We start from the raw sequence: 17,054 nt of genomic DNA on the forward strand, positions 1-17,054 counted from the left end.
TTATTGATGGAAAACAAACATGCAGAGTGATACAATATTCAAAGTTATTGCGTACTGGTATGACGCTGTATCGTTATTTTTAGAAACCATACAACGAAACGAAATTAGACAAGCTTAGACTATAGGAGGAAATTGTAATGTCTGTTACACAAAAATCGGTTGAACAGCTTTCTATCGATACGATCCGTACACTTGCGATCGATTCCATCGAGAAAGCAAAATCAGGTCACCCTGGTATGCCAATGGGCGCTGCTCCAATGGGCTATCAATTATTTGCTAAAAATATGAAGCATAATCCATCGAACCCTACTTGGGTAAACCGCGATCGTTTTGTTTTGTCTGCGGGTCATGGCTCTATGCTGCTTTACAGCCTACTTCACCTTTCTGGTTATGATTTGCCGATGGAAGAATTGAAAAACTTCCGTCAATGGGGCTCCCTAACACCAGGACACCCTGAGTTTGGCCACACTGCCGGCGTTGATGCAACAACGGGTCCACTTGGACAAGGGATTGCAATGGCGGTTGGTATGGCAATTGCGGAAGCACAACTGGGCGCTACTTACAATAAAGAAGGCCACGAGCTTATTAACCACTTCACATACTCCATTTGTGGCGACGGCGATTTGATGGAAGGCGTCTCACACGAGGCTGCATCCTTCGCAGGTCACTTGCAGCTTGGCAAATTGGTCGTTCTATATGATTCCAACGATATCTCGCTTGATGGCGAACTGAGTCTTTCGTATTCCGAGAGCGTTCAAAAACGTTTTGAAGGCTACGGCTGGCAAGTGCTTCGCGTAGAAGACGGAAACGACCTAGATGCCCTGTCCAAAGCAGTTGCTGAGGCGCAAGCGGATCTATCCAAACCGACTTTGATCGAAGTAAAAACAGTAATCGGCTACGGCAGCCCGAATAAGGGCGGCAAAGGCGGACATGCTGGTCCTCACGGATCACCGCTTGGCGCTGATGAAACAAAATTGACTAAACAAGCTTATGGTTGGTCTGAAGAGCTTCAATTCCATGTGCCTGACGAAGTTCGCGCTCACTTTGCAGATGTGAAAAGCAGCGGCGAGCAAGCAAACGCACAGTGGGATGCTAACTTCGCAGCTTATAAAGAAGCTTTCCCTGAGCTTGCAGCTCAGTTTGAGCTAGCAATCTCTGGCGTAATGCCTGAGGGCTGGGATGCTGACCTTCCTGCATATACAACTGCAGACAACGCAGTTTCAACTCGCGTAGCTTCTGGAAACGCACTTAACGGCCTTGCAAAAAACGTACCGACTATTTTCGGCGGATCTGCTGACCTTGAGAGCTCGACAATGACTCACCTAAAAGGTTTGACGCAATTCAAACCAGGCAGCTACGATGGCCGCAACCTTTATTACGGTGTACGTGAATTCGGTATGGCTGCTGCAATGAACGGTATTGCTCTTCACAGCGGTTTGAAAGTATTCGGCGGTACATTCTTCGTATTCACGGATTACCTTCGTCCTGCTGTTCGTCTTGCTGCATTGATGAAGCTTCCTGTCGTTTATGTATTGACGCATGACAGCATCGCAGTTGGCGAAGACGGCCCTACGCATGAGCCGATCGAGCAGCTTGCTTCGATCCGCATCATTCCTGATCTGACTGTTATTCGTCCGGCTGATGGCAACGAGACTTCTGCTGCTTGGGCTTATGCAGTTGAGAACACAGGCAACCCGGTAGCACTTGTGCTTACTCGCCAAAACCTGCCGATTCTTGAAGGCACAGTGAACGATGTTCACGAAAACCTGCGCCGCGGCGCATACGTTGTATCTGATGCAGCAAATGGCAAGCCGCAAGCACAAATCCTTGCAACAGGCTCCGAGGTTCAACTCGCTGTTGCAGCTCAAAAAGCTTTGGCAGAAGAGGGGATTCAAGTTCGTGTTGTCAGCATGCCGAGCTGGGATTTGTTCGAGAAACAATCGAAGGAATACAAAAATTCCGTCATTCTTCCTGAAGTTAAAGCCCGTCTTGCCATCGAAATGGCTCATCCATTTGGCTGGGAGCGTTACACAGGAGATCAAGGCGATATTCTTGCTATCGACCGTTTCGGCGCATCCGCACCTGGCGATCGCGTAATCAAAGAGTATGGCTTTACGGTCGAAAACGTTGTTAGCAAAGTGAAAGCATTGCTGTAATAGCTGGTTCAACAGATCTTCAAAGCTTTAGCATCCGATATATAAGGGAGATTACGTCTACGATGTCTCAATTCGATAATGTATCGATCGTCAAGAAAGCTAATGTATACTTCGACGGTAAAGTAACAAGCCGAGCTGTATTGTTCGCTGACGGCACCAAAAAAACACTCGGCATCATGCTGCCGGGCGACTACGAGTTTGGAACGGACTGCGTTGAAATCATGGAGATTTTGGCTGGCGATTTGAAAGTGCTGCTCCCTGGCGAGTCGGAGTGGATTCACATTCAAGGCGAAGGCGAATTCACTGTCCCTGCGAACACAAAATTCAAGCTTCAGGTTGCTGAAGTTTCGGATTATTGCTGCTCGTACATCTACGAATAATATTTTCTTTGATCGTTAAAAGGAGGCCTCTCCTGCACCGGCGAACATTCGCCTGCGGGGGGCCTCTTTTTTTTGAAATATAAGAATTTATAAGTTTGTTAGCTTATAAAGGGCTTATATTTCTCCGTCAAAGCTGCTTCAGCGTCCAGAGGACGCCGAAGGCGTTTTTGCTTGCCTATTCACAATCCCCTAATATCGTGCTACCAATCTTAAAACATTGTTATATAAGGACCTGACTCCGAACCGCTACAATTAGTTTTGTAATCGCTAACATAAACAGAACGAAAAGGGTGGAAGGGGGAGAACCTATTGAAACAACAGATTGCACGGAGGTGGAATTTCAAGCTAACCTGGCCGCTGCATGTCATGCTGGTTCCAGGCATTGTGCTCGTCCTAATATTCTCGTATTTGCCGATGCTGGGCCTTGTTATGGCCTTTCAGGACTTTCAGCCGCAGCTTGGGTTCTTCCGATCCGACTGGATTGGGTTTGAAAACTTTAAGCTCATGTTCGAATACCCGGACGCCAGACAAGTGATTTGGAACACCTTGCTCATTGCAGTCATTAAAATTGTCGCTCACCTCATTGTGCCGTTAATATTTGCGCTTCTGCTTAATGAGGTGCGGAAAATGGTGTTCAAGCGATTTGTGCAAACTTTCGTGTACTTGCCCCATTTTTTATCTTGGGTTATTCTCGGGGGCATTTTGCTGGACATGCTGTCGACCGACGGCGGACTTGTTAATCAGGCGCTTGGCTGGTTTGGGATTGAGCCGATCTTTTTTCTCGGCAATGGCGATTGGTTCCGATTTACGGTCATCGTCAGTGATGTATGGAAGGACTTCGGCTTCTCCACGATCATCTTTTTGGCAGCGCTCTCCGGCATCAATCCTGATTTTTACGAGGCTGCGCTTATCGATGGAGCCAATCGTTGGCAGCAGACCTTGAAGATTACGATTCCGTCGCTTATCCCGATTACGATCGTAGTCGCGACGTTGTCTCTCGGAAATATTTTAAACGCAGGCTTTGATCAAATCTTTAACCTGTACAATCCGCTTGTCTATGAAAAAGGCGATATCATCGACACTTATGTGTATCGCGTAGGGCTAATTGGCGGTGATTTTGGCTTTGGAACCGCAGTTGGCGTATTCAAATCACTTGTCAGCTTTGTTCTGATCGTAATCTCATACCGGCTCGCTTATAAGCTGGCCAACTACCGCATCTTCTAAAAAGGGGGGAGTCAGATGCATCATCAATCGTTAACTTATCGCATTTTCTCAGTAGGAAACGGAGTGTTTCTAGCCCTTCTGTCCTTCTTATGTATCGCTCCTCTTCTTCACGTGCTTGCGGTGTCGTTCAGCTCATCGGCGGCTGCGGATGCGAACATCGTGAAACTGTGGCCAATTGGTTTTTCACTTGAAGCTTATAAGGTGACTTTAACCAATGGGAATTTCGTAGGCTCGTTCATCAATTCCATTTTACGAACCGTGATCGGCACATCTATAGCTGTGGGCTTGTCCATATTGATCGGCTATTCGCTGTCCAAGGAAACCAATGAGTTTAAAGGACGCAATATGTATGCTTGGTTCTTTGTGTTCACTATGCTGTTCAGCGGCGGTCTCATTCCCGGATATATGGTCGTTCAGAAGCTTGGCTTGCTGAATTCGATCTGGGCGCTCGTGCTGCCGGGGGCGGTTAGCGTGTATAATACGATCTTGTTGATGAATTTTTTTCGGACCTCGGTGCCGAAGGCGCTGGAGGAAGCCGCATTCATCGATGGTGCGGGACATTTCCGGGCATTGTGGAAAATTTACTTGCCGATCTCGCTGCCCTCGCTTGCCACGATTTCGTTATTTACGATGGTTGGACACTGGAACGCTTGGTTTGACGGACTCATTTATATGACGCAAACGGACAAGTATCCGATGTCGACTTTGCTGCAAACGCTTGTCGTGCAGCGGGATCTTAGCAGCATGAACGTCAATGCGGAAGAAATGAAGGAGCTTTCTAACCGGACGGTCAAGACGGCGCAAATCTTTATTGCAACGCTGCCGATTATTGCAGTCTATCCATTTTTGCAAAAGTTTTTCGTCAAGGGGATCGTGCTTGGCTCTGTGAAGGAATAATGGTTTAAACCAATAGAAGAACGCTAAGGGGGAGCTCATTTTGGATAAACGATGGATCAAATGGACTAGTTTAATGACGTCGCTCGTCATCTGCACGGGTCTGTTAGGCGCTTGTGCAAGCTCAAATGGAAACGGAGGCAATGCTGGTGAAGCGACTGCCGATCCCGAGAAGCAGGCCGCTGTAGAGAACGTTCTTGATACAGGGAAATTCAGCGAGCCGGTCAAAATGGATATCGTTCGTCAAATGACGACCGACGTTAAGTTTCGCGATGGAGAGGACATTAACAATAATCCTCATGTAAAATGGGCAAAAGATGCGTTTAATATCGATCTGAATTACGTATGGACGGCTGACAGCAGCTCGATCGATACGAAAATCAGACTGCTGCTCTCAGCGAACGAAGATCTGCCGGATGTCGTTCAATATCGCGGTTCGCAGGATGTCGTCGATGCGTTGATCGACTCGGGTAAATTTGTAGAGGTTGGCGATTTGTTTGAAAAGTACGCTAGCGAGCGCTATAAGGCGGCGATGGCCGAGGATGAGAGCGTCTGGAATCCTAACGTTCGCGACGGCAAGAAATACGCGATTCCTATTTTAGACTACGCTAACAACAACGATACGGTCCTTTGGATCCGAGACGACTGGATGAAAAAATTTAATTTGCAGCCGCCTGCTACGATCGACGATATGGAGAAGATGATGGACGTTTTCGCGAATCAAGATCCTGACGGCAACGGCAAGAAGGATACAGTAGGACTCGCGGTTGGCTTGAAAAACGGAATGAACACATGGGGACTTGCGGATGCGGATTTCATATTCGGCGCCTATGGCGTAATGCCGGGACAATGGAATGCCGACAGCGAGGGCAAGCTGGCTTATGGCTCGATTCAACCAGCTGTGAAGACGGTGCTGGGCAAGCTGAAGGATTGGATGGCGAAGGGCTATATTCATAAGGAAGCTGGACTGCATGATGAGGGCAAAGCAGCGGAATTGTTCTCCTCAGCCAAAGCAGGTATCGTAGCCGCGCCATACTGGGCTGGAGGCTGGCCGCTTCCTGCAGTTAAGGAAGTGGACAAAAACGCGGACTACAGCGCTTATCCGCTGCCGGCGGGACCTGACGGACAGATCGGCCGCAGCCAATCGGGCGTGAGCAACGGAGTTATTTTGATCAACAAAAATTTCGAGCACCCGGAAGCGTTCTTCCTTTATGCCAATTACCTTTATGAAAATCAAGGCGATCCACAAGCTGGAAGCCCGCTTGAATACGGCTTTGAAGAGGGTTATGATTACTTGATTAAAGATGGTCAGCCTACGTGGGATTCCGCGTTATTCCCTGCAGATAAGCCAATGATGAACCTCGGCAAGTATACGCTGCTGTTCGATGGCGCTCGCATACCGTCGCTAGTTATGAAGACGATGAGCGATCTAGATGGCGGCAAGGAACCGACTACCGCGTTCGAGAAAAAATCGTCAATGGATTTGGATAAAAACATTCATGCCGGCGCTGTTAACTTCGGTCAAATTGAATATGCGATGCCGAATTTATACAATGGTTCCCCTACGAAAACATATAAGAAGCGTTGGGATTTCCTGAACAAGAGCGAGAAGGAAACGTTCAACAAGATCATTTACGGCGAAAGTCCAATTGATGCGTTCGACACGTTCGTGACGCAGTGGAAATCGTCCGGCGGTGATACGATTACAGATGAAATTAATGAATGGTACGATTCAGTTAAATCCAATTAAAAAGTGACATCGGGTTCAAGGCTGGCACCCGTTCCTCCTAAAGGGGAATCGGTGCTTTTCCTTGTCAGAGAGGGCTGTATACCTAGTGGAAAAATCGAATATTTTCAAAAAAATATTGGCCATTATGGGACTGCTGCTCCTTTCATTCGTGGCGCTTTATACCTATTCCAATCAAGTCAGCGTTAAGGTCGTACAGGAAGAAATTCAGCAAAATAACCGCAACAAGCTCTCCTTCCTCGTCCAGCAGATCGATGATGAATTCGATAAGTTTATGAACTCGGTCAACAACCTAGGTATCGAGCCGAGAGTAAAATCTTTTATCGCGCTTGATCCGAAGTCTAGTGAATATGCCTCCTTCCAGTTAAAGCTGGAGCTGCAGGAGGAATTGGAGCGGCGAGGCAAGACAGGCGGATGGTCGCATGCGTACACGCTCTATGCTCCTTTATCGGATCAGGTCGTCAGCACTCATGGATCGATTACGTTTAAAAAGCTTTTTCGTGATGAGATCGCTAATAAGCCTGTCGATCCTTTTATATGGAAATTTGAGCCTATGACGAACTCGCGTGTTCCCGATTCGTTCGTATTTCGGACGGTCGAACCGTTATCGGCTTATGATCATCCGAAGGATGCTGGTCTAATTGGCGAAATTCGCGTAGACGTAAAGGATATCGGAGATATGCTGACCTCTTTTAAGTCAGACAGCTCGGGCGATCCGTTTCTGTTTCATCCGGATTTTGCTCCAATCGTGACGCGTACAGCGAATATGGACCGGATCAAGGAACTTATTCCTTTATTTGCGAAGAACAGCGGCCTGACACAGGAGCAAGGAACGTTTATTACATCGCTTCAGGATGAAAGTTATATGGTCACTTTTATCAAATCGGATACGATCGGTTGGTACTTGGTGGAATATGTGCCGCTGGAAAGTATTTTGTATCCGATCACGTCCAGCCGCAATTGGTTTTGGCTATCGATGAGCGTAATTGCCATCATTAGCGTATTGGCTGCATTCCTGCTCTACAAAAATGTCCAGGTACCTATTCGCGAGCTGTTCTTAGCTGCCAGAAAGTTGCGAATGGGCGACTATACCGTTCGTGTCGACAGCGGCAAGCGGGACGAATTCGGTTATTTATTTGACCAATTTAATTTGATGAGTGAGCAGATTCAAGATCTTATCGATCGTGTATTCGAGGAAAAGCTGCGGTCCAGAGAAGCAACGCTAAAGCAGCTTCAATCGCAAATTAATCCTCATTTCTTGTACAACTGCTTATTTTTTATGAAAAATATGACGAGGCTCGGCGAGCATGAGGCCGTCATGGCGATGGCGGTTAAACTGGGCGAGTATTACCGTTATACGACGCATGTGGATCAGCAGGATACGACCGTCAAGGATGAAATGAAGCTAATCTACAATTACTTATCGATTCAAAACATGCGTATGAACCGAATTCAGTTCGATATCAACATTCCGCAGTCTATGGATGAGCTTGCGCTGCCGCGATTGCTACTTCAGCCAATCGTCGAAAATGCGATCATTCATGGCATTGAGCAGAAGGAGGATGCCGGGGTAATTACCATTAAAGGCATGTCATCAACAGACGGTTATGCCATTATGGTTGACGATGACGGGATTGGCATGAGCGAGCAGGAGCTCGTCAATCTGAGAGAAACGATACGGATAGCAGGCGAGGTGAACGGAAGCTGCGGCATGCGCAACATCCATCAACGGCTTGTCCATAAATACGGAGGAAGCTCGGGACTTGCGCTTGAGCATTCTCCAGCAGGCGGCTTGAGAGTAATTGTGCGGTGGAAGGAGGAGGATGAGCATGTACGAAATATTGATCGTGGATGATGAAAGATCGGTCGTTGAAGGAGTTGCTGCTACGCTGCCATGCGATGATCTGAAAATAGGCATGGTGCACAAGGCGTTTTCCGTAACGGATGCGCTTGCCATTATGAGAAAGCATCCAGTCGATCTTGTAATAACGGATATCCGCATGCCGGGTATTTCCGGACTAGAGCTGATGGACAAGGTTCATGAAGCGTCACCTTCTACGCAGTGCATCTTATTGACAGGCCATGCTGAGTTTGAGTATGCCAAGCGCGCAATTACTGGCGGCGCATCCGACTACCTGCTTAAACCGGTAAATGACGAAGATTTGATTCAAGCGGTTCATAAGGCGCTGGATACCGTTCGAAAAGAGTGGGAGGAGCTCGTCTCCCGCGACAATACGCTAAAGACCATGCGGGAAAACCTTCCTCTGCTGCGAAGAGATTTGCTGCTAGAGCTGCTGCAAGGGCATACGGTTCAGCCGGATGTATTAAAAGACAAGCTCTCTCAGTTCATGCTTCCTTTCTCCAAAAACGATGCAGTCGCTTTATTTCTCATAAGGCTGGAGGAACCGTTCGTTCATTATGATTACAAGGATCGGACGCTCCTTGAATATGCTGTCAGCAACGTTGCCGAGGAAGTGCTGCGCGAGAGCTGCCAAGTGTGGATGTGCAAGGAAGCACACGGCTATTTAGCTTTTGCCGTAAAAAGAGAGCAAACAAAGCTGCAACGCATGAATCGAACCGATGCGAGAGAACAGCTTGAGCGTCTTGGCGAGCTGATTCAGCGGCAGGTCGAAAACTATTTGAAGGGTGCGGTCTCGATCGTAATCGGCGAGGAAGGCGCATTTCCCGAACATTTGGCTGTTTCCTATAGCAGGGCGCTCGCGGCGTTCCGCAAGCATATCGGGAGGGGCAAGGGTTATCTGCTATCGCTCGGAGAACATCAAGAGAAATCGGCCGTGCAAACGCTCAGACAACTCTATGAGCCGCCAACGCTTCAAGATATGCTGGAGGGAGGGCGCTGGGATGCGTTCGAAGAAAAGCTCGCTCTTATTTTTAAGGAGCTTGAGACGGAGTTTGGCGATTCAGCCGAGCATGCCTTCGAGACGTTTTGCGCTGTGACGGGGGCGTTAACCTTTATTGCACATAAAAGCGGATTTGGGTTATTTGATTTTTTAGAGCCCAGCGAGCGGGCGACGTTAACCTTCGAATCGTTCGAGACGTACGGGCAGCTTCGGGACGGTCTGGTTCGCTTGGCGGCACGCATGCGCTCGTCTCTTGAACGTGAGGCTGCCGATGGCCATTCCAAGCTGATTAACAAGGTGCAGCGATTTATCGAGGAGCATTTGGACAAACCGATTTCGCTGCAAATGATAGCGGATCGCGTCCATCTGCACCCCGTTTACGTATCGCAAATGTACAAAGCGGTAACGGGCGAAGGCTTGACCGACTACATGCTTCGCATTCGAATGGAGAAATCGGCTTATTTGCTGAAATCCTCAAATCTTAAAATATACGAAATCGGCAATAAATTCAGTTATCAGAACGCACCGTATTTCATTAAGCTGTTCAAGAAGGTATACGGGATGACCCCCCAAGAATATAGAGATAAGCATTCCATTTAACCGGGAGAGGATGAATGAGATGGAAAATGAGGCAACGATTTATAACGGAGCTGCGTGGAAGGATACAAATGGAGAGCCGATAAGGGCACATGGCGGTTGGATACTTCAGCAGGACGGTTATTTTTACTGGTTTGGTGAAGATCGGACAGAGGGCAGAAAGGTATCCTGTTATCGCTCAAGCGATTTATGTACATGGGAGAACAGGGGCGCGGTGCTGACGCTGGATTCGAAGGTACAGCCAGTATATTACCGGACTTCGCTTGTGCTATGTCCGCCTGAGATGGCTGACATAGGTTATGGACAAGGAGCCGTTATTGAGCGTCCGAAGGTGCTGTACAATGAGCGAACAAGCAAATATGTCATGTGGATGCACTGGGAAAATGGCCGCAACTATTGCGATGCCCGCTGCGCGGTTGCTACGTCCGATACGATAGACGGCGAGTACGTTTATCATGGCAGCTTTAATCCAATCGGACATATGTCGAGGGATTGCACCGTTTTCCAGGATGATGACGGTACCGCTTATTTTATTTCAGCTGCCAGGGATAATGCCGACCTGCTCGTCTATCGTCTGTCGAATGATTATTTAAGCATCGACGAGCTCGTGAAGACGATGTGGCCTGGGCAATACCGGGAAGCACCCGCAGTTATGAAACGCAGCGGCGTATATTTCCTTGTTACATCTGCTTGTACGGGCTGGCTCCCGAATCAGGGAGCCTACGCGTACTCCGATAGTCTGACGGGAAGATGGTCGCAGTTATTGCCATTCGGAAATTCTACAACATACGATTCGCAGCCGGCATTCATCATGCCATTGCAAACAAAAAGAGGGACGGACTATTTATATGTAGGGGATCGCTGGGATCCATCAAGCTACCATCAATCGTCTTACGTGTTTTTGCCGCTTAGCTTTCCTTCTGACAAGGAGTTGAAGCTGGAATGGGCTGACCGCTTAACATTAGATCTCCGTAATGGTTTGTTCGATACAAAGGTGCAGGAGAGCGGCTTGTTTCGCATCAAAAGCTGTGGAAGCGAGCGGTATTTGACAGTCGATCAAGCAGCTGGCGAGGATGCAGCAGTGAACGCTAGCGTACTCGCTTACTTGGCCGAGGAGCAGAAATGGACCTTGGAGCAAAGCGTGGAAGCAAACTATGTTCGGCTAAGAAGCAAAGCGGATGGTCGGTGCCTAGCTGTACCAAAACATCCAAATGGGGAGCTTCTAGGTGATGGGCAAGTACGGCTGGAGCAGCAAGGAACGCCGAGCTGCATAGAGTGGTCGCTCGAAAATGCGGATGCCGAAGGCAAGTTGATTATTCGTAATCGTACTAACGGGAAAGTGCTGAGCGCAGGCTTTGGCACGGGTGGAAATCGAGAAGCTGCGTCCGTTCATATTACGGATGAGGCGGAGCATGACCCGCGCAAGGGAAGCGACCCGCAGCGGTTCGAGATAATTAAAGTATTTTAGGAAGCAGCTTTTTTAAAAATACCGCCGCAGGAAAAACTACATGTTTTTCCTGCGGTGGTTTTTTGCATGCAATGGATTGGCAAAATTCGATTTTTCGTGACATCTGAACGTTAAATCAAATTGATTTGGAGTATGCAAATCGGATAAGGTTAATAGAGAAAGAAGCGCATATCACTTAAGTTTTGGCGCTTACTTAGGAGGTTATGTTTTTGAAGGAAAAAAACGTTGGGCCACTGATAGCGATTTTGTCATTGATCTTGGTAGCGATCATAACGGTTCTGTTCTTTTTGCCGGCGTATGACGGGGAAATAGGATTCGATGTTACGATATTGCCACTGCTTAATGCGGTATTTAATTGCTTTACCTTTATTGCGCTGTTTGTTGCATTAGTTGCGATTATGAAGAAGAATGTTCGTCTTCACCGCACATTCATCGCGGCTGCTTTTACATCAACGACGTTGTTTCTTGTTTCCTACGTCACCTATCATTACTTGACGGAATCAACGAAGTACGGCGGTGAGGGCGCGCTGCGCTCGATCTATTTCTTCATCCTGCTCACACATATTCTGCTCGCTATCGTAGTCGTGCCGCTTGCCTTGCTGTCTGCTGTTCGCGGCCTACAAATGAAGGTGGACAAGCACCGTAAAATCGCGAGATGGACGATGCCAATCTGGTTATATGTCAGCTTTACGGGTGTAGTCGTTTATCTAATGATTTCACCGTATTATTGAGAAAACAGACAAGGCCGCCGAGAACATCTCGGCGGCCTTGTCTATCTATTACCGTTAAGCGGTCGTGCCCGCGATAAGTTCAAGCCTCTTGCGGTGCACAGACCGTGATAGAAATACGCTGATCTCATAGAGCGCTACAAGCGGGATCAAGATGATAAAGGCGGATACAAAATCCGGCGGCGAGATGACGTTGGCTACGATGACTAGGACGAGATAAGCATATCGTCGCGATTTTTTAAGCCGATCAGGCGTTAATAAGCCAATTTTGGTCAGGAACATGACGATAATCGGAAGCTCGAAAGCGACGGCGATTGGCAGGACGATATTAATCATGAAGCTGAAGTACTGGGTAACACCGTAGGTTTCGACAAGATTCAGCTTTTCGGATATGTCAGTGATGAAAGAGAAGCTCATTGGCAGCACGACATAATACCCAAAGCTGAGTCCAAGAAGCAGACAGATTACGCTGTAAGGGATGTAACGGAGTGCGGCGCTGCGCTCATGGGGATGCAGTCCCTTCTTGACGAAGCCCCAGATCAAATATAGCGTAATGGGCAAAGAGACGGTAATTGCAAATGCTAGCGCTATACTCATATACATTTGAATTCCGTCGAAGGGGGAAAAAACATTCCATTCGAGCGCCGAGGCCGGCGGGGTGCTTTTGATATAATCGAGTATAATGGGCGATACCGCAAGGCCAACTGCTGTGAATGCGGCAAATACAGCCATAATCCAAATCAGCAGCCTGCGAAGCTCGACGATATGCTCCAATAACGACATGATATTTCGTTGGCTCATTAAGAAACACGTCCTTTCCGAGTATTAAGAACGCACTTGATGACGAGAGAACGTCTTGCGGAGCTCGAATGTATGAAAGCCATCTTGCATCTTCAAATGAATTTCCTTAAGAATGTCCACATCCTCGAAAGAGAACGTCCTAGCTCCGCCCCGCGTCCTGTGGGGGAAGATAAGCTGCTTCTCCTCGTAATAACGAATTTGTCTCTCCGTTAATCCAGTTAGTTCACAAACGGTTCCAATTCTAATCACTTTACTGCTCATTGCTTCGCCTCCTAGAACAAATGGGAATAGGTGAATGCTTTTTGTTGCGTTAATGATAGGTTTAAGTTAGATTTTCTGACGTAATGTCGATCTTGATGGAGATTTTAGCAGGCTGCTTATAAGATTACAATGGTCTTGATGGACTAAGAATTAGTAATGTGTAAATAATACCCTAATTTCATATAGGGAAATATAACTATAAATGATTTTTTTATTGATAACTAGGAAGATATAAAGAATATTTATGTTAGTTTTCCTAACACAACAATAGAGTTTATTCTGCCGTCCATGATATCTTTTCGGTGTGATACATACAAAGCCGACGAATGGAGTGAGCGGAATGGAGTCGACGAAAACGCCAAGCGAGATGTCCAGGCGGCAGTTTCTGAGTACAGTGGGGAAGCTGGGTGGGGGAGCAGCCGTGTTTAGCGTAATGGGTACACTTGGGCTGCTGTCACCGGAGACGTTGAAGGCAGCAGACTTCGAACCGCCGGATGGGAACGAGCTGTCGATGAGCAAAAAAGGCGGCAAGAAAATTATTATTTTAGGTGCCGGCATCGCGGGGATGACCGCCGCTTACGAGCTTGGGCAAGCTGGCTACGATTGTACGATTTTGGAGGCGCGTGCCCGCTCGGGAGGGCGGATCTGGTCGGTACGTCGCGGCACAACAGTCGCAGAGATCGGGGCTTCAAAGCAAGTCGCGCGCTTCGCGGACGGCTTATATTTGAACGGCGGCCCTATGCGTATTCCGCAGTTCCATGTCACGATGGAGTACATCCGGAAGTTCGGCATTCCCATTGAACCGTTCAACAATGTGAATGATCACGCTTATTACTATAACGAGGAAGTCGGCGAGTTGTCTGGCAAGAAAATCAGAAAGCGCGAAGCGAAAGCGGATGTTCGCGGTTATGTTAGTGAATTGATGGCTAAGGCGGTTAACCAGAACGCGTTGGATCTGCCGATCACTGCCGAGGAGAAGGAGAAGCTGGTTGCTTACCTTCGTTCGGAAGGCGGCTTGGATGCCGATTTATTTTACAAGGCCTCCTCTCGCGGGGGTTATAAGGACGAGCCTGGTGCAAGGCTTGATGCAGGTGTCATTAGAGACCCGTTCAGCATGAAAGCAATTTTGAATTCAGGCTTCGGCAATTACTTCAGCAGCGAATACGGCTACGATCAGCAAATGATGATGTTCCATCCAATAGGCGGCATGGATGCGATCTCTAATGCGTTCGAGAAACGGCTGAAGGGCAAAATTAAATTCCATTCTGAGGTTATTGAGATCAAGCAGAGCGACAATGGCGTTACCGTCCTTTATAAGGATCTTGCTTCGGGCGAGGAGCGCAAGATCGAAGGCGAGTATTGTATTTGCACGATTCCTTTATCCGTTCTGAAATCGGTCAAAGCTGATTTCTCTCCGGAGATGAAGAAAGCGATTGATAGTATAGGGTACGCGTCTGCAGGCAAGATCGGTTTGCAATTCAAGCGCCGATTCTGGGAAGAGGATGAGCAAATCTACGGCGGCAATACGCTGACCAACATGGATATATCATCAATTTATTATCCGCCGACAGGCTATATGCAAAAGAAAGGGCTGCTTCTTGGCTACTATGCTTTCGGCGGAAGCGCAGACAAGCTTGGCGAGATGTCTTATTTGCAGCGGGAGGCTCATGCGCTGCAGCAGGGCGCAAAAATTCATCCGCAATATCACAAAGAGTTCGAAACTTCATTCTCCGTTGACTGGAAGCGCATTAAGTATAATCTAGGCGGCTGGGTTTCTTACACTGGAGACCAGCGCAGCACGGTATATCCGACGTTATGCAAGCCGGACCGCAGAGTTTATCTTGCGGGCGAGCATATCAGCTATATTACGGCCTGGATGGCAGGCGGCATAGAGTCGGCCCGGGCAGTCGTAACCGATATTCATCAGCGCGTCGTGAAGGAGTAGGCAGGTGGATATTATGAAACTTTAGGAGGATTGCTAATTATGGTTATAAAAATAAAGCCGAAGCGCAATATGAAAATCGTAATCGGAGCGGCCCTATTGTCATGCTTCCTAGGAGCGACTGTCTATGCCAGTGCGCTAACCCCTAATAAAGTACCATTAACGCCGGTAAACGAGCCTGAATTTTATGGCAGCCCGAGCTCGTCTATAGCAAGCGCGGTGGCACTGCCGGCAGGAGCAGCAACGTTCTCAACGAGCGGCACCGTCCCGCCGCTGCTGAACAAGGATGGCAAGACGGTGTATGAGCGATACGGCGATACGGAGAAACAAGGGGAAGGCATTCTTCTGAACATCGAGAAGCAGCTTAAAGAGCAAGGGCTGAGCTTGAAGGACGTTATTTATCTCAGGGTATATGTAACGCCTGACGCAGCCAAAAAAAGTGAATTTGATTATCAAGGCTGGTTCAATGCCTATGCGAAGTTCTTCAACACGAAGGAGAATCCGACCAAACCGGCTCGTTCCACAGTGGGTGTGTCAGGCCTTGTCAACAAGGATTGGCTAATTGAGATTGAAGCGGTAGCCGCTTATCCGATTCCTCACAATCAAGACTAAGCGCAGAGGACGAATACAAAAACAATGGAGAAGCGGAGATGATGGTTCATGCTGCAGAGTATTGGTTTGCCGGGACTTATTATGATTCTTGTAGTGGTATTGATTATATTTGGACCGTCCAAGCTGCCAGAGCTGGGAAGGGCGGTAGGAAGAACGCTGCATGAGTTCAAATCGTCTGCCAAGGAGCTCGTCGCAGAGACGAAAGACGATGTCATCGAGAAACAAGAAGCTGCTAAGTAGGAGCCTTTGGTAAGCGTTTATAATTGAAGAAGGCCAACCAGCAATGTCTGGTTGGCCCAATAAGGAGTTGTCCAGACGGTAGATAAATCTACTTAAGGGGCAACTTTTTATTTATTTAGAGGTCTCGCGAAACTCCCTAAGCTTTACCGCTGAGCTTGCGGCCGATCCATTGCTCGTAGGCTTGTCCGACGCTGGACATATCAAGCGCGCCTAATCCCATTGAGTCGCCGATCTGGAATAGACTTTTGGATGCTTCTAGCAGCGGTGTAGGCACGTTCAAGCTGTCAGATAGAACCGATGACAGCCTTAAATCCTTCAACATAAGCTCCAGTGAAAACTGAACGTCAAAATCGCCTTCAAGCAGCTTTGGCCCCTTCATCTCTGCCGCTTTGCTCGCTGCCCCGCCGGATTGTACGAGCTCGAGAAACGCGCTACCGTCGATGCCGCCGCTTGCTGCAATAGCCATGCCCTCGGAGAGGGCGACAACGTTGATGCCGACGATTGTATTGTGAGCGAGCTTAGCAATCGAGCCGCTGCCGTTCTGTCCCATTGGTATAATTTTGCGGCCCATAGCGAGCAATACATCTTCCACTTCGATGATTCTGTCTTTGTTGCCGCCGACCATAAATACGAGTGTCCCGCCCTCGGCGGCAGGCTTGCTGCCTGTTACCGGTGCATCGAGAAATACAGCGCCAAGCGCTTCTGAAGCTGAAGCAAGCTCCTTAGCTAGAGTGGGCGAAATCGTGCTGCTGTCAATCAGAGTGCTGCCGCTGCGGGCGCCTGCGAAAACACCATTTTCCCCCCAGTATACTTCACGAATGGATGCATCATTGCTGATCATTGTGATGACGACATCCGCTGCTCTCGCAACGGCTGCCGGCGATTCAAGCTCCGCTGCGCCAAGCGCCAGCAAAGCATCCGCCTTGCCGGGCGTCCGGTTGTACACCGCTACCTCGAAGCCTTTGCGCAATAAATTCGCCGCCATTCCGAGACCCATTACGCCTAACCCGATAAAACCGATCTTTTTCATGAAGATTTCCTCCGCTCTGAACTGTTTTTTAGTTAAGTATACAGATTATTCATCAACTTTTCATTGTTTGTTGCTTGTTTTTATAAGGTAAATCCGATATTGTAGATGCTAAG

Annotated in this window: 14 protein-coding genes and 1 pseudogene; 12 read left to right on the top strand and 3 right to left on the bottom strand. The window is 48.2% G+C overall.

Going from position 1 to position 17,054, the window contains the following annotated elements; translation table 11 throughout:
• Window positions 1–137: 137 nt before the first annotated feature.
• The 9 genes from tkt to AC787_RS28230 all read left to right on the top strand — a co-directional run bounded on the left by tkt (window position 138) and on the right by AC787_RS28230 (window position 12,058).
• Window positions 138–2,156 carry a transketolase gene (tkt, locus tag AC787_RS28190; RefSeq protein WP_054028298.1) on the top strand — a complete coding sequence of 673 codons (2,019 nt, stop codon included), beginning with the start codon at window positions 138–140 and terminating at the stop codon, window positions 2,154–2,156.
• A gap of 62 nt (window positions 2,157–2,218) precedes the next feature.
• The gene (locus AC787_RS28195; RefSeq protein WP_054028299.1) at window positions 2,219–2,536 is read left to right on the top strand and encodes a pyrimidine/purine nucleoside phosphorylase; all 318 of its coding nucleotides are present in this window, start codon (window positions 2,219–2,221) and stop codon (window positions 2,534–2,536) included.
• Window positions 2,537–2,902: 366 nt separating this feature from the next.
• Window positions 2,903–3,760 (top strand): ABC transporter permease, encoded by an 858-nt coding sequence (locus AC787_RS28200; protein WP_082361296.1) that lies wholly within the window; start codon window positions 2,903–2,905, stop codon window positions 3,758–3,760.
• A gap of 15 nt (window positions 3,761–3,775) precedes the next feature.
• Window positions 3,776–4,657 (top strand): carbohydrate ABC transporter permease, encoded by an 882-nt coding sequence (locus AC787_RS28205; RefSeq protein ID WP_054028301.1) that lies wholly within the window; start codon window positions 3,776–3,778, stop codon window positions 4,655–4,657.
• Between the two features lie 40 nt (window positions 4,658–4,697).
• Window positions 4,698–6,404 (top strand): extracellular solute-binding protein, encoded by a 1,707-nt coding sequence (locus AC787_RS28210; protein ID WP_152970792.1) that lies wholly within the window; start codon window positions 4,698–4,700, stop codon window positions 6,402–6,404.
• A gap of 85 nt (window positions 6,405–6,489) precedes the next feature.
• Window positions 6,490–8,256 carry a histidine kinase gene (locus AC787_RS28215; protein WP_054028302.1) on the top strand — a complete coding sequence of 589 codons (1,767 nt, stop codon included), beginning with the start codon at window positions 6,490–6,492 and terminating at the stop codon, window positions 8,254–8,256.
• Complete coding sequence (locus AC787_RS28220; RefSeq protein ID WP_054028303.1) at window positions 8,231–9,862, top strand: response regulator; 1,632 nt, start codon at window positions 8,231–8,233, stop codon at window positions 9,860–9,862. The genes AC787_RS28215 and AC787_RS28220 overlap by 26 nt, the downstream gene beginning before the upstream one ends.
• A 19-nt stretch (window positions 9,863–9,881) precedes the next feature.
• Window positions 9,882–11,327, top strand: coding sequence for a family 43 glycosylhydrolase (locus AC787_RS28225; protein WP_054028304.1), 1,446 nt, complete (start codon window positions 9,882–9,884; stop codon window positions 11,325–11,327).
• 203 nt (window positions 11,328–11,530) lie between these two features.
• Entirely contained in the window at window positions 11,531–12,058 is a 528-nt protein-coding gene (locus tag AC787_RS28230) for a DUF420 domain-containing protein (protein ID WP_054028305.1), read from the top strand.
• Window positions 12,059–12,112: 54 nt separating this feature from the next.
• On the opposite strand, the gene tatC is transcribed toward AC787_RS28230, so the two are convergent.
• Window positions 12,113–12,856, bottom strand: coding sequence for a twin-arginine translocase subunit TatC (tatC, locus tag AC787_RS28235; protein WP_054028306.1), 744 nt, complete (start codon window positions 12,854–12,856; stop codon window positions 12,113–12,115).
• Window positions 12,857–12,880: 24 nt separating this feature from the next.
• Complete coding sequence (locus AC787_RS28240) at window positions 12,881–13,117, bottom strand: MerR family transcriptional regulator (RefSeq protein ID WP_054028307.1); 237 nt, start codon at window positions 13,115–13,117, stop codon at window positions 12,881–12,883.
• 340 nt (window positions 13,118–13,457) lie between these two features.
• On the opposite strand from AC787_RS28240, the gene AC787_RS28245 reads away from it, so the two are divergent.
• From AC787_RS28245 to AC787_RS28255, 3 genes are read left to right on the top strand one after another with little or no spacing between them, the layout of a single operon-like run.
• On the top strand, window positions 13,458–15,062 hold the full coding sequence (locus AC787_RS28245; protein ID WP_054028308.1) for a flavin monoamine oxidase family protein: 1,605 nt from the start codon (window positions 13,458–13,460) through the stop codon (window positions 15,060–15,062).
• A 39-nt stretch (window positions 15,063–15,101) separates the two neighbouring features.
• Window positions 15,102–15,671 carry a RidA family protein gene (locus tag AC787_RS28250; protein WP_235561147.1) on the top strand — a complete coding sequence of 190 codons (570 nt, stop codon included), beginning with the start codon at window positions 15,102–15,104 and terminating at the stop codon, window positions 15,669–15,671.
• Between the two features lie 48 nt (window positions 15,672–15,719).
• Window positions 15,720–15,911 carry a twin-arginine translocase TatA/TatE family subunit gene (locus AC787_RS28255; protein WP_053374451.1) on the top strand — a complete coding sequence of 64 codons (192 nt, stop codon included), beginning with the start codon at window positions 15,720–15,722 and terminating at the stop codon, window positions 15,909–15,911.
• Window positions 15,912–16,047: 136 nt separating this feature from the next.
• Here AC787_RS28255 and AC787_RS28260 read toward each other — a convergent pair.
• Window positions 16,048–16,959: pseudogene (locus tag AC787_RS28260) on the bottom strand (NAD(P)-dependent oxidoreductase); the annotation flags it as partial.
• Window positions 16,960–17,054: the final 95 nt, after the last annotated feature.

Origin of the sequence: Bacillus sp. FJAT-28004 (genome assembly GCF_001280845.1) — a bacterium.
In the GTDB taxonomy this organism is placed as follows: domain Bacteria; phylum Bacillota; class Bacilli; order Paenibacillales; family Paenibacillaceae; genus Pristimantibacillus.

Bases quoted from the DNA above. Each gene is read 5' to 3' on its own strand.
- tkt (WP_054028298.1), top strand. From the start codon at position 138: ATGTCTGTTACACAAAAATCGGTTGAACAGCTTTCTATCGATACGATC.
- AC787_RS28195 (WP_054028299.1), top strand. From the start codon at position 2,219: ATGTCTCAATTCGATAATGTATCGATCGTCAAGAAAGCTAATGTATAC.
- AC787_RS28200 (WP_082361296.1), top strand. From the start codon at position 2,903: ATGCTGGTTCCAGGCATTGTGCTCGTCCTAATATTCTCGTATTTGCCG.
- AC787_RS28205 (WP_054028301.1), top strand. From the start codon at position 3,776: ATGCATCATCAATCGTTAACTTATCGCATTTTCTCAGTAGGAAACGGA.
- AC787_RS28220 (WP_054028303.1), top strand. From the start codon at position 8,231: ATGTACGAAATATTGATCGTGGATGATGAAAGATCGGTCGTTGAAGGA.
- AC787_RS28225 (WP_054028304.1), top strand. From the start codon at position 9,882: ATGGAAAATGAGGCAACGATTTATAACGGAGCTGCGTGGAAGGATACA.
- AC787_RS28230 (WP_054028305.1), top strand. From the start codon at position 11,531: ATGTTTTTGAAGGAAAAAAACGTTGGGCCACTGATAGCGATTTTGTCA.
- tatC (WP_054028306.1), bottom strand. From the start codon at position 12,856: ATGAGCCAACGAAATATCATGTCGTTATTGGAGCATATCGTCGAGCTT.
- AC787_RS28240 (WP_054028307.1), bottom strand. From the start codon at position 13,117: ATGAGCAGTAAAGTGATTAGAATTGGAACCGTTTGTGAACTAACTGGA.
- AC787_RS28245 (WP_054028308.1), top strand. From the start codon at position 13,458: ATGGAGTCGACGAAAACGCCAAGCGAGATGTCCAGGCGGCAGTTTCTG.
- AC787_RS28250 (WP_235561147.1), top strand. From the start codon at position 15,102: ATGGTTATAAAAATAAAGCCGAAGCGCAATATGAAAATCGTAATCGGA.
- AC787_RS28255 (WP_053374451.1), top strand. From the start codon at position 15,720: ATGCTGCAGAGTATTGGTTTGCCGGGACTTATTATGATTCTTGTAGTG.